Origin of the sequence: Legionella pneumophila subsp. pascullei (assembly GCF_900637585.1) — a bacterium.
Lineage (GTDB): Bacteria > Pseudomonadota > Gammaproteobacteria > Legionellales > Legionellaceae > Legionella > Legionella pascullei.
Map to the genome: position 1 here is coordinate 946,943 of NZ_LR134380.1, position 14,424 is coordinate 961,366.

Consider the following 14,424-nt stretch of genomic DNA (forward strand, 5'->3'; position numbering starts at 1 on the left):
GTGGTTCTCGATTGGTTTTTATTTTTAAGAATAGCATAGAGTTGAATGGATTATTAGTGGAATATAACTAAATGATTAACAATAATCCGGGATAGATTTCTAATGAATAACTAGTGAGAAAACCTGATAATAGCCCAAACAAGTGACCTTGCCAGGATACGCCTTTTTCACCTGGGAAAATTCCCAGAAAAATACCTGCAAAATAATACAGGCTAAGCAGACCAAGAATAATAGTGGTTAAGGTACCGGTTTGGTAAATGTTATATACCAGCAATCCCCAGTAGCCTGTAATTAAACCACTGGCCCCTATGTGTATACCGCGTTTAGCAAAACACCAAATCATTGTTCCGCTAAAAAGGGTTATCATTATTGTGACAATCAAATAATAATGAACCCCATTAATCAAAATAAAATTACTTAAAACCAGTAAGGGGATGGAGTTAAAAAATAAGTGATTAAAGTTAGCGTGAAGTAAAGGCGCCAATAGTATCCCCGGAAGGCCCAAAATATGTCTTGGGATAATGCCAAGAAGTAAAATTTTATTACTAATAAAATGACTAACAAAAAATATTGACCAGGGAATTAGTAGTATTATCCCTAAAGTTTTCAGGTTATTTTGTGTCTGAGTGACAATCACATTTAAACTGGTCGTTAATTCGTTAATCATGATTTTGTCGTTGCATCTTGTGTTGATTTGTTTGATTTTTTATCTGGTGTAATCGGAGCAACTGTGATTTTACGAAACGGTACAAAAAGTAAAGGCTCAACCAAGGTTTGGTTAACTACCATAGTCCAGTGAAGATGGGGGCCTGTTACTCTTCCTGTCATACCAACCAATCCAAGCTCTTGCCCTTGTTTGACAGGTTCTCCTGTTTTAACTAGAATTTTGCTGAGATGAGCATAAACTGAGAATACTCCCATGCCATGATCAAGTATAACAGTATTGCCTGTGAAAAAATAATCACCGGTGTCTGCTACAATCCCCTGATTTACCGCATACACTGGTTTCCCCTGGTCAGCGGCGATGTCTAGTCCAGAATGTGGATCCCTTGGCTGCTTATTATAAACTCTTTTTAAACCAAACAAGCTGGTTACAGGCCCTCTCAGAGGCGCTGTGAATTGTTTCTCAAATGGATTAGCGTTTGAGTAATTAGCAAAAATTTGGGTTAATTTTTTGGTTTCTTTTTCAATGCGGATTAAATCTTCAGGTTGGGGGTCCACTTTACTTATGTCTTTTATATTTAAAAATTGGGTATTGTAAAATTTTTCACTAACATGAAAGGGAATGGAAGCTTTAATGGGTTTTGTCACGTTGATGTATTGAACAGAGTTGGTATTTTTAAGAGGGATTGCAACGATTAACAACCATTGCCGGGGTTGGGGGCTGGGAAGAACAGGGATACGTTTCCCCTCAAAGTAAGCTTCAGGCTTCTGATTTATATCTATAGGAATAATAGTGAGCCCGCCATTGACAGAATGGTTTTCTGGCAGGGCCAGGGCATAGGATAGCTTGGCTGAATTCACCAATATAAATAGACAGACTAATGAATGTAGTAGTTTCTTCATGATTTCAATCAATCCTTAATTTGGGTGACCTCACAAGCAAGACTACCTTTTGCTAAACGGATATCAATAGTATCTCCAATTTGTGCTTGTTGGGCAGTAAAGAGTATTTTTTGGTTTTTGCTCACAATGGCATACCCTCTATCTAGTGTAGCCAAGGGACTTACAGCATGCAAAGTGGACAGATCAGTAGACAGTTGATTTTTCAGTTGGTTTACTTTTATGCGAATCTCTTGGGTTAATTGCATTATTAATTGCCGTAGTTGGGTTTTAGTTCGTTCAATTTGTGTTTTTGGATTGTTTGCTTGTAATTGCGTTGAGAAAAGATTTACTTTGTTAATTTTTAAGTTAATAAATTGCGTAATAGCAGATATCAACTGTCTCTCCAGGTAATCTACCGTTTGCCAGTATGTTGAGATGGTGTGTCTTGGTGAGGCAATTTTATCCATCAAATGATTAAGTTTTAATTGTAATCCTTTGACTAGTCTGATGATGGCATCATGCAATCGAGAAATAGCAGTATCAAGAATATTGAATAATTCGATGCGGCTTGGGGTAACAGCTGCAGCGGCCGCAGTAGGCGTTTCCGCACGATAATCTGCTACAAAATCAGCAATGGTGAAATCTGTTTCATGACCAACACCAGAAACAACAGGAATTGAGCTGATTGCAATTTGTCGAGCAAGGTATTCATCGTTAAATGCCCATAAGTCTTCAATGCTCCCACCGCCACGCGCCAGGATGAGAACTTGACATCGATTATGGTCATTAGCCAGTTTTAAGGCTTTGACTAGTTGTTGAGGAGCGGTTTGCCCCTGTACCTCACTCGGGTAAATAATAATTTTGGCTATTGGGAATCGACGGGCCAGAGTCGAGAGAATGTCCTGGATGGCTGCTCCAGTAGGTGATGTAATGACTCCAATTGTTTCGGGTATTCTGGGCAGTGGTTTTTTTCTTTCAGGATTGAACAAGCCTTCGTTGGCCAGTTTGATTTTTAACTCTTCAAATCGTTGGTAGAGAACTCCAATTCCTGCTTCAACTATCTCTTCAACAATAAGTTGATATTCTCCCCGAGCTTCATAAAGACTTAATTTACCGCTGGCAACAACTTGTTGACCATCATTAAAATTTCTAAGCACAGAACCGGAGTGTCTATTTTTAAAAAACGCACAACGAATTTGCGCTGCACTGTCTTTCAGGGTGAAATAGTAGTGTCCTGAAGAGGGTTTACTTAGATTGGAAATTTCACCTTCGACATGCACAAGACCTATTTCATTTTCAAGAAAACCTTTCACTTGTCTATTTAGTTGGCTCACGGTCAGTATTGGTAATTGACTACTCATGGTGGCAAAATTCCATCAAATCAAAAGGTTATTAATATTAATAACACATTAAAAGAAATAAAATTATATTGTAGTAAGGCGTTATTTCATTTAAGGTTATACGTTACTATATAGCTAATTAATAAAATAACAATAATAAGGAATGAGGAATGAGAAAGGCGCTGTTTGTAGCTGCATTGCTAACTTCTTCCTACGCTACTGCCGATACTCTCTATGAAGCAGTACAATATGGCATGATCGCTAACCCCGATATTTTACTGAATACTGCAAAAGGTTTGTCAGCAAAACAGGCAATTGATAAAGCAAAGGGTGCTTTATACCCTTCTATTGATGTGACTGGCGGATTTGGTCGTCAAAGAAGCGTTAACCCAACCTCTGCAGCGATAGACGATACCCCCAGTACTACCCTAAATATAGTTGAATCAGCTGTGGAATTAAGGCAACGATTGTTTGCTGGTGGTGGAATAATTAATGAGGTTAAGCGCAATCAATACCTTACTCAGGCCCAAAAATGGAAAACTCAGGGTATCGCTGAAGATTTGGCGTTGGAAATTACCAAAAATTATTTTGCTGTGTTACTGCATGAGCGTTTATATGCTTACTCCATCGAAAATCTTAAAGCACATAAAGCGGTTTTTAAGATGATAAAAGAACGGGCTACCGCCGGGATTACCAGAGCGGCAGAAGTCGATCAGGCTAATGCGAGGTTGGCTCTCGCTGAGGCTAATAAAATAAGTGCTTTGGCTGATTTGCAAGAGGTTAAGATTAATTATGCAAAAACAGTAGGTAAATGGCCAGAGAATCTTCAAATGCCTCGTGTTCCAGCAAGGAACAGTTTACCTAATAATTTAGCCAGGATTATAGAAAAAGGACTGGATAATCACCCAACAGTGAAATCAAGTTACGCTGATATCAAAGAAGCTAAGGCTCAGTATGATGTTGCCAGAGCAGCCTATTACCCGGAGGTTAATCTGGTTTTGAATAGCTCAAAAAACAAGAACCTGGGTGGTCTCATCGGTCCCAATGATTCGGACACGGTGGCTGTAAGAATGAATTACAATGCATTTCGTGGTGGTGCTGATGCCGCGCGTATAAGAGAAACCGCTTATCAAGTCCAGGAAGCTTATGAAACAAAAAATAGAACACTACTGGAGTTGAAAGAAACTATCCGTTTAGCCTGGAATGCTTATGTTGCCTCGGCCTTGCGCATACAGCCTTTGAAGCAACACGTTATGGCATCAAGAAAAACACGTCTTGCCTATCAAGATGAGTTTAAGGTGGGTAAAAGGACACTCCTCGATTTACTCGATTCTCAAAATGAATATTATCAATCACAAATTGAACTGGCTCGGGCAGAAAATGATGAGGTACTTTCCCGTTATAGAATTCTGAATGGTATGGGTTGTTTATTAAAATATTTGAATTTGAGATTGCCCGTAAATGTGGTTAATAATGACGTGTTCTCGTCAGCTCAGACCAATATTTTATTGAATAGAAAAATGGATGAGATTCCTTATCCTAATAATACGGATAATCCTATGGTTCTCACTCATCCTGTTAAGAACATGGAGAAAACTCGTTTAACCAAGTCGATGGTGGATAAAAACACGACTTATCCTCAGCAAATAACGCCGAAGCTATGGTATATATCAGCAGGCTCTTTCAGAAATAGAAATAATGCTATGGCTTTGGTTAAACGGTTAAATGGATTAGGCTTTACTGCCTTCATGAGCCCTTATAAAGATCTACTATCCGTTTTTGTTGGTCCTTATGAATACAGAGGGCATGCTGGTAATGGAATGGAAAGACTAAAGGAATTGGCGCATGTTGAAGGGGTCTTGGTTACTTTCAAAGAGCCGCCAAAAAAAGCTTAGTGCTATAGCTGAGGAGCTTCAGAGTGTTATTTTAGAGCTATTGCTTTTTTTGCGGCAGATGCTTTTAAAGATTCGCAATAGGGCTGACTACTTCTCTTTAAAAGCTTCTGCAGCTCAAAAATCAAACAGCCTGAAAGCTGGTATTTTGAAGTTTCTTCGATATAAGCCAATTTTATCCACTTGGGTTGGCTTGATGTTTTGCTATGTAACAAGCATTTCCACTCAAGCCGCACCTCTAATCAATGTAGAAAAAATTCAGAAATTGGCGCAATCCTATCAGGGAGACACGCGGAAACGGTTTAACGCATGGGCAAATTTAATTCAATCGCTTAAAAAAAAGCCAGTAAAAATACAACTGGAAAAAGTAAACTCTTTCTTTAATCAATTTAATTATGAAACTGACCCAATAACTGGTGCAAGTGATGATTATTGGAAATCACCAGTAGAATTTATTGTTGATGGGGGAGGTGATTGTGAAGATTTTGCCATAATAAAATATTTTACATTAGTCGCTGTTGGTGTTCCTTCTGACCAGTTAAGAATTACTTATGCTGCTTCCCTTACTCTAAACCAGGCCCATATGGTGCTGTCTTTTTACCCTACTCCTGAATCAGAACCGCTAATCCTTGACAGTTTGGAAAGTAAAATTCTGAAAGCTTCGGCAAGGCCTGATTTGAAACCAGTTTATAGCTTTAATGCAGAAGGTTTATGGCTTGCCAAAAAAAGAGGAGAGAGTTCATTGATGGGCGACTCAAAAAGTTTGGGCAAGTGGGATGATCTAATGAAACGTATGGAATAAAAAAGGTGATAGACCATGACATTAACTAAGAAAATGGCTGTAGGTGTGCTGATCATGTTGTTATTCGTATTTATAGGAACTTATTTGATTACTATGAATAACGCTCGTAATTTTTTTATCCAACAACTTGAAAGCAACGCTCAAGACACCGCGACATCATTAGGTCTGTCTTTATCCCAATCTTTAATCAATCATGATGTAGCTACCATGAATTCCATGGTTAAAGCTGTTTTTGACAGGGGGTATTTTTCATCAATTAAGGTAAAAGACATAAAAGGAAAAGTTATCATTTTAAAGAAACAATCGCCACAAGAAAGTGATATACCACAATGGTTTGTCAACTTGATAAAATGGCCATCGACTGAAAAGTCATCCTTAATTATGGATGGATGGATGCAAGCAGGAGTTGTTTTAGTAACCAGTGATCCAAGCTATGTTTACGCCTCTTTGTGGCGTAATGCCGTAGAAATGGTAAATGCTTATCTGATTTTTGCATTAGTCGCTTTGGTTCTATGCTATTGCTTTATAAGATATTTATTACAACCTTTAAAACGGGTAACTGCCCAAGCGTTAGCCATTTCAGAACATGAGTTTCCTGTAGAAACAAAGATTCCCAAAACCCCTGAATTGAGGCAAGTTACCTTGGCTATGAATCAAATGGTTACTAAGATCAAATCGTTATTTCAGGATCAGTTGAAACAAACAGAATCCCTTAGAACACAGGTGTATCAAGATGCACTAACAGGAATGAGCAATCGCCGTTACTTTTTACAGCACTTGGCTCTGATTCTGGATAATGAAGATGAATTTATTCCTGGTTATGTTGTGATGCTGGTCATAGATGGCTTGGATGAGCTAAATCAGAAGCAAGGGTATCAACAAGGGGATCAATTGGTACTAACTGTAGCTAAAACATGTAAAAACTATTGGAAACAATCGTCTGTTAGCGCGCTGGCAAGAATTAATGGCACGACCTTTGCCTTGATTAGCCATGAAAGGGATCCTCTGGTTTTTGAAAAGGAGTGCAGGGAGTTTGAGCAAATTTTGAATCAAACTATTACTGATATCAAAATTTGCAAAACACACATGGGGGCTGCAAGTTATTTTCTCCATCAACCTATCTCCAATCTATTGTCTATGGTAGATCAAGCGGTTAAAAAAGCTCGCGATACAGGCGTATTTTATTGTCAGAAAGAGCATGATACTTATAAATATCCCCAGTTTATTAGTGGAGATGAAATTAGAAATTCTTTAGAACAGAAAAAAATAAATTTGTATGCGCAGGCAGTCACGGATGGTAAGAGTTATTTGCATAAGGAAGTGTTTGTTCGAATTCGCAATCAGGAAGGGGAGGAGTTAGGTGCGGGTTATTTTATACCCGTTGCTGAGAAACTAGGTTTGGCTTATCTAATTGATCAGTATGTGCTCAATGAATTAGCCGATCTGGATATTGCAAATCACACTAATTTTGCTCTTAATATTTCAGAAGATACTTTGGCAAATAAAGTCAATAGCACTGGTTATTTGCGGCAATTAGAAGCTATTCCTGAAGTTGTCTTGAAAAATCTCTCATTGGAAATTAATGAAGCTCATGTTTTGTCACATTTTTCAAACTCCAAGTCCTTTATCAAACAAGCCAAAAAATTGGGGGTGAAAATTGGGGTTGATCGTGTGGGTATTAAATTTTCTCCATTGCATTATTTAAGCGATTTAAACATAGACTATTTAAAACTGCATGGGAGTTTAGTGACAGATATTGATGAAAATGAAAGTAAACAGTTCTTTATACATTATTTTAATGAAATGGCTAAAACAATGGATATCGCGGTAGTAGCAACTCAAGTGGAAAGCGAGGCTCAATGGCAAGCTTTACAAATAGTCCACGTACCTTGGGGGCAGGGACGCTTTTTGTCTTCAGTAGAATTAATAAAATAAGGAGACGCGAAACAGATTGCTCCGAATGCATAAAAATGACTTCCTGAAAGGCCTTAAACCCGCTATGTGCCTCTGTAAAATGCTATAAGAATAAGGTATGATAAAAATTCAAATAATTACAATAATAATATTAATATGAACTATTTTGGCAATCTGCAAATACGTTTTTCTAAATCGTTTTTATTGTTGTTGATTGTTAGTAGTTTAACAGCTTGTGTGGATTTGACGGGCGCACGAAATACTTATATCAAGAAAGAAGAGCAACCTGCAGTTTCTCATATCCCTAACAAGAAGTCCAAAACACAAAATATGTCATCAAAAAAAGGCGAAGTGCATACGATGCTTGGCGGCTTGGGAATTTTCAGCAAGGGGATGTACACACTTCGTGATAAAGTGTCTGAAAAATACCATATCACGGCTCATAGTACGATGTGGTATAACGCTGGAGCGGTAAGCCGGTATATTATTGACCATTATTATAAAGAAAAAGATCACAAACCAATTATTTTAGTGGGGCATTCTTTAGGCGCTAATGAACAAATCAAAGTGGCTCGAAATTTGAATGCCGCCGGTGTTCCTGTTGATTTGCTAGTGACTGTCGATGCGGTATCACAAACTATTGTGCCTCCTAATGTTAAATATGCTTTGAATGTATATAAACCTGGTTTCGTACCGATGTTTAGCGGGTTAAAACTCAGAGCGGTAGATCCTCAATTGACCAAAATTGACAATGTCAATGTTGATTCGATAAAAGGGATAAAAGTAAATCACTTTACAATTGATAAAGACGAAATTTTACAAGCAATGATAATGGATAAAGTTGATAAGGTGTTAGTTGATGGAAATAAAAAGGGTGCTTAAGGATCGTTTATCTGCCCGTGTTTGTGTTATCGGTGCTGGTCCTAGCGGTATTGCCGCCATTAAAAATTTGCAAGAACACGGCATTACCAATGTTACTGTTTTTGAAAAAAACAATCAAATAGGTGGCAATTGGGTTTACGATGAGCAAAATGAGCATTCCAGTGTTTATGAGACGACCCATATCATCAGTTCAAAACGGTGGTCTGAGTTCGAAGATTTCCCTATGCCTGTTGATTACCCGGATTATCCCTCGCACTCCCAGCTTTTAAAATACTTTCAGAACTATGTGGAGCATTTTCAATTAGCTCGATACATTCGTTTTAACACAGCAGTACAAAGGGTACATCGATTGGATGATAATACATGGCATGTTATCTATGAGGATGCCGAAGGAACTCATGAAGCCTGCTATGACTATTTGCTGGTAGCGAACGGCCATCATTGGGATCCCTTTATGCCAGTATATCCTGGAGTGTTTGACGGGGAGATGCTTCATTCTCACCAATATAAAAAAGCTTCCATTTTTAAAGACAAGCGAGTGTTGGTTGTTGGTGGGGGCAATTCAGCCTGTGATGTCGCTGTTGAAATATCGCGAGTTGCTCCTGGAACTTGCATTAGCATGCGTAGGGGATATCATATTTTCCCCAAATTTATTTTTGGTAAACCAACGGATGTGGCAGTAGCTAAAATACAATGGATGCCATCCTGGTTAAGGCAGAAGTTCATCAGCCTGGTTATTAGAGGATTGCAAGGCCGATATGCCAAGTATAAACTAATGAAACCTGATTGTGGACCATTGGAAATTCATCCAACTATTAATTCCGAGCTCTTGTATTTTATTCGCCATGGCAAAATACACCCTCGTCCCGGTATCTCGAGATTTGAAGGCAACACAGTTCATTTTACTGATGGAACCCAGGGGGAGTTCGATACGGTTATTTTCGCTACAGGTTATCAAATCAGTTTTCCGTTTTTCGATAAAAATTGTATTGATTTTAGTAACTCTACCACCATACCTTTATATCGAAAAATGATGCATCCCGAGTTTGAAAATTTGTATTTTATTGGTCTATGCCAACCTCAAGGTTGCATTTGGCCTTTGGCTGATTATCAATCAAAAATAGTAGCCCGTATTATTGCGGGAACTTTAAAACGTCCTGATCAATTACATCAAAAAATAGCCAAAGAGATTAATAAACCCCATCACCGATTTAAATCTCACATGCGCCATGCTTTAGAGGTCGATTATCATATTTTCAGAAGAGAATTATTAGAAATGCTAGGCCAAAAACCTAAGAGACTGAAATCCTGTTCCTAGCTCTTTATGATTATGGGAATATTATAACCCGGATGATCACATCAGCTCTATGTCAGTTCGCCTTTATCATGATTTCAATATCGGACATGGTTTACAGATTAATTTCAGATGATTGGCGTTTTAATAAAGAACACATCAATTGTTCGACATTGTTACGGTGAGGATTTTCCTGTAACAGTATGGCTTTGGTTCTGTCTTCACAATATCCTTTAACTTCTTTATCGGGCAATATGTAAAATCTTTTTTGTTCCACTTCTCTTACTATATGTTCCGCAACTTCAATGGCCGGACGGGAATGAGCTAATAATTCATTTAATTGGCTATTAATAGGTGAATTATCAAATTTTGCACTGTTGGATAATAATGAGGTATCTGTAAAAGAAGGAAATACCACAGAAATATCAACAGGTTTTTTAAGACGATTCAAATCAAAATATAATGATTCCGATAAGGCAAGTACGGCATGTTTTGACATAGAATAAGCACTCATTTGTGATCCTGTGCACAAGGCATACATACTTGCTGTGTTGATGATATGCGAACGAAAATTCTGTTTGAACAAATAAGGTGAGAATGACCGAATCATATTAACCATCCCATACAAATTCACTTCCATTACCTGACTAATATCGCTAGATTGTAACTCCCAGGCTGGAAGTAATTTGCCCATGATTCCTGCGTTATTAAAAATCCAATCTATTTGTCCGAATTGTTCATAAACAAATTGTGATAATTGTTCTACTTCAATGGATTGGGTAACATCACAGGGAACAGAAATTACTTGATTAGGAAATTCTCTCAAGAACTCTGACATTTCTTTGTTAAGTTTATCTGCATTATTATCCACCATAATCACAGTTTTCTCTTTTTGGAGACAAACTCTACATAAAGCAAGCCCTATTCCACTTGCTGCTCCTGTGATAATAACTACGTTCATATGCTGTCCCTTAATAAAATCGGATCAAATATTCTAGATGACGGCTGTTTTGCAAACATTAAATTTTAAAAAAATAGTCTGATGCTTGGCAATGCTTACAGGAAGTGTATCATGGGAAGGCCACTGTATTCATTCACGGATTACAGATTTCACAATCCCATACCAAAATATCTCTAAAACTGGAATGTTTAAGCCCCCTTGATTAGCCCAATAGTTTAATATTCATGAATTATTGTCTACAGTTATTTATATGCCATTGCTTTTTTGAAAGGTTAAAACATGAGCCTTAAGCGAAAAATAGCTGTAATTGGTTTAGGTTATGTTGGTTTAACCTTAGCTGTTGCTCTTGGCAGGATTTCAAGGGTGATAGCTTATGACAGTAATTTATCTCGAGTTTTGGAACTTCAAAAAGGCCATGATAGAAATTTGGAAGTTGAAGATGATGCTTTAGTTGTAAGTGATCTCCTATTAACATCCGAACCAAAGGAACTGGAAAATTGTGATTTTTATATCATAGCCGTTCCAACTCCATTGAATAAAAACAGGCAGGTTGATTTCTCAATGTTGTTTGATGCAACAAAATTGGTTGGAAAATGTCTCAAAAAGGGAGATATTGTTGTTTACGAGTCGTCTGTTTATCCTGGAGCTACAGAAGAGCAGTGTATTCCGTTACTTGAAAAAAGCTCCAAATTAGTTTGTGGCGAGGGTTTTTCTGTAGGCTACTCTCCGGAACGTATTAATCCCTCAGATCAAGAGCATGTTCTTCAAAACATAGTGAAAATTGTTTCTGCCACTGATAGAGATACTTTGAATATTATCTCGGAAGTGTATAACAGCATAATTAACGCAGGAGTTTTTCCAGTTTCCTCCATACGCGTCGCTGAGGCGGCAAAGGTTATTGAAAATGCGCAAAGGGATATCAATATAGGTTTTATAAATGATATTGCTGTCATGTTGCATCATCTTGGCATTGATACAGCGGAAGTGATCCAGGCAATGAAAACCAAATGGAATTATATCCCTTTTCAACCTGGATTAGTGGGTGGTCATTGTATCGGAATTAATTCATATTACTTGATGTACAAAGCGGAGGAGATTGGATATTACTCAAACCTTATTATGGCGGGAAGGCAGATTAATGAATCCATTGCAAAATTTATCGCAGAACAAACCATAAAACAGTTAATTCGCCAGGGAAGTGCTGTAAAAAGGGCGCGAATTGCAATTTTAGGATTAACCTATAAGGAAAATTGTTCTGATCTCCGCGACACCCGAGTAATTGATATTATTAGAGAATTACAATCCTATGATACCGAGCTATTTATTCATGATCCTATCGCTGATGCTGTAGCCGCAAAGAAACATTACGGTATCGAACTGCAATCCTGGGAAAATCTTAATGATCTGGATGCCATGATTTTTACTGTGTCACATCAATACTATTTGACTATGGACAGACATGAAATAAAAAATAAATTAAATTGGCGCGGCCTTATCATGGATGTAAAAGAAATTTTTAATTATGAAGAGTTCAAGGATACTGGAATTTTACTCTGGAGGCTATGAATGGCACATATATTAATTACCGGAGGATGTGGTTTCATAGGTTCTCATCTTGCTGCCTTTCATTTAGAACAGGGAGATGAAGTTTTGGTTGTAGATAATATGAGCTCGGGATCTATAACTAATTTGCGGTTGTTTCAGGATAATCCACTCTTGCGCATTGAAAATAAAGACATTCTATTTTGGGAGGACTTGCCTAAAGCGACTAAATGGGCTGATCGAATCTACCATATGGCTGCGATTGTTGGTGTCTTTAAAGTGCTTTCAGAACCTGTTAATGTGATTAAGACAAACATATGGGGTGCTCAACGTTTGCTGGAAACAATCACTGAAAGCGGCTCGCTTGCAAGAGTTTTACTGGCATCCTCTTCTTCAGTTTACGGAGCAATAAAGCGCCCAGATCTTAATGAAGAAGATGATTTGGTAGTTAAAATGAAAAATTACTCTCTATCAACCTATATGATCAGTAAAATTACTCAAGAAGCAATCGCTCTGGCTTATTATAAATCCTATCAAATTCCCTTAACTTTAGTCAGAATGTTTAATGTCATTGGACCTAAGCAAACTGGAAGATATGGAATGGTTGTTCCAAGATTTGTGCAACAAGCTTGCAATAATGAGCCAATCACCGTCTTTGGGGATGGAACCCAAACACGCTCGTTTTGTGATGTCAGAGATGCCGTAAAGGTCATGGATTTATTGCTGCACATCAACAAATCTGTTGGTGAAATTGTCAATGTGGGGAATACCCAGGAAATTTCAATTAGTCAATTGGCCGATTTGGTTAAAAAACGCACAAAATCACGATCAAAAATTCAATATATTTCTTATGAAGAAGCCTATGGACCAGGGTTTAGAGATACTACTCAAAGAAAGCCGGATTTAAGTAAACTTTATAGCATGATTTCCTATAAACCCATGTGGACTTTGGAAAATACCATAGATGATCTCGCCTCGGCATATCGAGGCATACAACAATAATGATAAAGGATTAATGCTGGATGCGAATTTTATTTATCAATACAGGTCCATGGGGTACAGGAAGCTTTACTGTCATTAAAGGCTTATCTAAACAATTAATTAAATCAGGGCATCAAGTAAAAATTTTTTTCCCTGATTCCAATTTCGAATCTGTAGATAAGGATGAATATTATAAAAATACTCACATTTATAAAATATGGGAGTTTCCAATTAGCAAAGATTCAGTTGCTATTCCTACTTTTCCATTAATGATTACGGACCCACATCCCCGAAATCCAAATGCCATAACTTTTAAGAGTCTTACAGAACAACAAATTGCATTCTATGAGCAACAACTGACTCATGAGCTAAAACAATTGATTCAAGAATTCCAGCCTGATGTTATTGAATGTCATCATATTTGGTTAAGTAGCTGGGTATTGTATCAGATGAATGTGAATTATACTGTTGTTGCACATCATAGCGATCAATTGGGTTTGAAATATTATCCAGCGATTGCAGAAAAGGTATGTGCCAGTGCACATGGAGCCAAAAAGATTATTGCAATTTCCGAATCAGTTAAGCATGAGGTAATGCGCCTTTATCACATTCAGGAAAAGCAAATCGTAGTTCTCTCGAATGGGTATGATGATAGCATTTTTAAAAAACGGCCTGTTATGAGAGACTCTGTTCTAGCTGAGTTAGGAATTCACATAGAACCGGGTATTCCAATAATCAGTTTCGCAGGAAAGATATCTCGCACCAAGGGAGTGGATTTTATACTGGCAGCGAATAAATTGTTACAAACCCAGGTCAATGTCCATTTTATCATGATGGGTTCAGGTTCTATTGAAGAATTCTGTGCGAAATTAGATCCTGCACGCATCGATTTGAATAATATGCATTTTATAGGTCAGCAAATCCCTGAAAGGGTAGCTAAAGTGCATAATATTTCTAAATTAAGTGTGATGCCTTCACGCAGTGAAGGTTTTGGGATATCATGTTTAGAAGCTATGGGATGTGGGCTACCAGTTGTTGTGACACGTTGTGGTGGTCCTGAGCAATTTGCAGTAGGTAAAATTCTTGAGAGGAAGGACCCTGTTTTACTCGCCCAAGCCATATTGGATTTGCTGGCTCTTTCTGAGGTTGAATATCATAATTTAAGCCTGGAAGCCACACATGCAGCAGAGCAATACAGTTGGGAACGGATTACAAAACAGCATATTAAACTGTATGATGAACTGTTGAATCATAAAAATTAGTGTTATGAT

General features: G+C 37.7%; 12 protein-coding genes. 8 read left to right on the top strand and 4 right to left on the bottom strand.

What is annotated here, in order from left to right; translation table 11 throughout:
* Positions 1 to 67: 67 nt before the first annotated feature.
* From EL201_RS04310 to xseA, 3 genes are read right to left on the bottom strand one after another with little or no spacing between them, the layout of a single operon-like run.
* Positions 68 to 667, bottom strand: a complete 600-nt coding sequence (locus tag EL201_RS04310; RefSeq protein WP_027221181.1) for a rhomboid family intramembrane serine protease — start codon at positions 665 to 667, stop codon at positions 68 to 70.
* A complete protein-coding gene (locus tag EL201_RS04315; RefSeq protein ID WP_027221182.1) occupies positions 664 to 1,566 on the bottom strand; it encodes a M23 family metallopeptidase in 903 nt (300 codons plus the stop codon). Before EL201_RS04315 ends, EL201_RS04310 begins: the two co-directional genes overlap by 4 nt.
* An 8-nt stretch (positions 1,567 to 1,574) precedes the next feature.
* Positions 1,575 to 2,906 (bottom strand): exodeoxyribonuclease VII large subunit, encoded by a 1,332-nt coding sequence (gene xseA, locus EL201_RS04320; RefSeq protein WP_027221183.1) that lies wholly within the window; start codon positions 2,904 to 2,906, stop codon positions 1,575 to 1,577.
* Positions 2,907 to 3,055: 149 nt separating this feature from the next.
* On the opposite strand from xseA, the gene EL201_RS04325 reads away from it, so the two are divergent.
* The 5 genes from EL201_RS04325 (at position 3,056) to EL201_RS04345 (ending at position 9,693) form a co-directional block, all read left to right on the top strand.
* A complete protein-coding gene (locus EL201_RS04325) occupies positions 3,056 to 4,780 on the top strand; it encodes a TolC family outer membrane protein (RefSeq protein WP_027221184.1) in 1,725 nt (574 codons plus the stop codon).
* Between the two features lie 193 nt (positions 4,781 to 4,973).
* Positions 4,974 to 5,579 (top strand): transglutaminase-like cysteine peptidase, encoded by a 606-nt coding sequence (locus EL201_RS04330; RefSeq protein WP_331708817.1) that lies wholly within the window; start codon positions 4,974 to 4,976, stop codon positions 5,577 to 5,579.
* 15 nt (positions 5,580 to 5,594) lie between these two features.
* Positions 5,595 to 7,514: a bifunctional diguanylate cyclase/phosphodiesterase gene (locus EL201_RS04335; RefSeq protein ID WP_027221186.1), complete on the top strand. Its 1,920-nt coding sequence runs from the start codon at positions 5,595 to 5,597 to the stop codon at positions 7,512 to 7,514.
* 135 nt (positions 7,515 to 7,649) lie between these two features.
* Positions 7,650 to 8,375, top strand: coding sequence for a hypothetical protein (locus tag EL201_RS04340; protein WP_027221187.1), 726 nt, complete (start codon positions 7,650 to 7,652; stop codon positions 8,373 to 8,375).
* A complete protein-coding gene (locus EL201_RS04345) occupies positions 8,353 to 9,693 on the top strand; it encodes a flavin-containing monooxygenase (RefSeq protein ID WP_027221188.1) in 1,341 nt (446 codons plus the stop codon). Before EL201_RS04340 ends, EL201_RS04345 begins: the two co-directional genes overlap by 23 nt.
* A 91-nt stretch (positions 9,694 to 9,784) precedes the next feature.
* Here EL201_RS04345 and EL201_RS04350 read toward each other — a convergent pair whose 3' ends face one another.
* Positions 9,785 to 10,630: an SDR family NAD(P)-dependent oxidoreductase gene (locus EL201_RS04350; protein ID WP_027221189.1), complete on the bottom strand. Its 846-nt coding sequence runs from the start codon at positions 10,628 to 10,630 to the stop codon at positions 9,785 to 9,787.
* A gap of 279 nt (positions 10,631 to 10,909) precedes the next feature.
* Here EL201_RS04350 and EL201_RS04355 point away from each other — a divergent pair, with 279 nt between their 5' ends.
* From EL201_RS04355 to EL201_RS04365, 3 genes are read left to right on the top strand one after another with little or no spacing between them, the layout of a single operon-like run.
* Positions 10,910 to 12,196 (top strand): nucleotide sugar dehydrogenase, encoded by a 1,287-nt coding sequence (locus EL201_RS04355; RefSeq protein WP_027221190.1) that lies wholly within the window; start codon positions 10,910 to 10,912, stop codon positions 12,194 to 12,196.
* Complete coding sequence (locus EL201_RS04360) at positions 12,197 to 13,174, top strand: NAD-dependent epimerase/dehydratase family protein (RefSeq protein WP_027221191.1); 978 nt, start codon at positions 12,197 to 12,199, stop codon at positions 13,172 to 13,174.
* A 20-nt stretch (positions 13,175 to 13,194) separates the two neighbouring features.
* A complete protein-coding gene (locus EL201_RS04365; RefSeq protein ID WP_027221192.1) occupies positions 13,195 to 14,415 on the top strand; it encodes a glycosyltransferase family 4 protein in 1,221 nt (406 codons plus the stop codon).
* Positions 14,416 to 14,424 lie beyond the last annotated feature (9 nt).

Coding starts and splice junctions, on each gene's coding strand:
- EL201_RS04310 (WP_027221181.1), bottom strand. CDS start 667: ATGATTAACGAATTAACGACCAGTTTAAATGTGATTGTCACTCAGACA.
- EL201_RS04315 (WP_027221182.1), bottom strand. CDS start 1,566: ATGAAGAAACTACTACATTCATTAGTCTGTCTATTTATATTGGTGAAT.
- xseA (WP_027221183.1), bottom strand. CDS start 2,906: ATGAGTAGTCAATTACCAATACTGACCGTGAGCCAACTAAATAGACAA.
- EL201_RS04325 (WP_027221184.1), top strand. CDS start 3,056: ATGAGAAAGGCGCTGTTTGTAGCTGCATTGCTAACTTCTTCCTACGCT.
- EL201_RS04330 (WP_331708817.1), top strand. CDS start 4,974: ATGTTTTGCTATGTAACAAGCATTTCCACTCAAGCCGCACCTCTAATC.
- EL201_RS04335 (WP_027221186.1), top strand. CDS start 5,595: ATGACATTAACTAAGAAAATGGCTGTAGGTGTGCTGATCATGTTGTTA.
- EL201_RS04340 (WP_027221187.1), top strand. CDS start 7,650: ATGAACTATTTTGGCAATCTGCAAATACGTTTTTCTAAATCGTTTTTA.
- EL201_RS04345 (WP_027221188.1), top strand. CDS start 8,353: ATGGAAATAAAAAGGGTGCTTAAGGATCGTTTATCTGCCCGTGTTTGT.
- EL201_RS04350 (WP_027221189.1), bottom strand. CDS start 10,630: ATGAACGTAGTTATTATCACAGGAGCAGCAAGTGGAATAGGGCTTGCT.
- EL201_RS04355 (WP_027221190.1), top strand. CDS start 10,910: ATGAGCCTTAAGCGAAAAATAGCTGTAATTGGTTTAGGTTATGTTGGT.
- EL201_RS04360 (WP_027221191.1), top strand. CDS start 12,197: ATGGCACATATATTAATTACCGGAGGATGTGGTTTCATAGGTTCTCAT.
- EL201_RS04365 (WP_027221192.1), top strand. CDS start 13,195: ATGCGAATTTTATTTATCAATACAGGTCCATGGGGTACAGGAAGCTTT.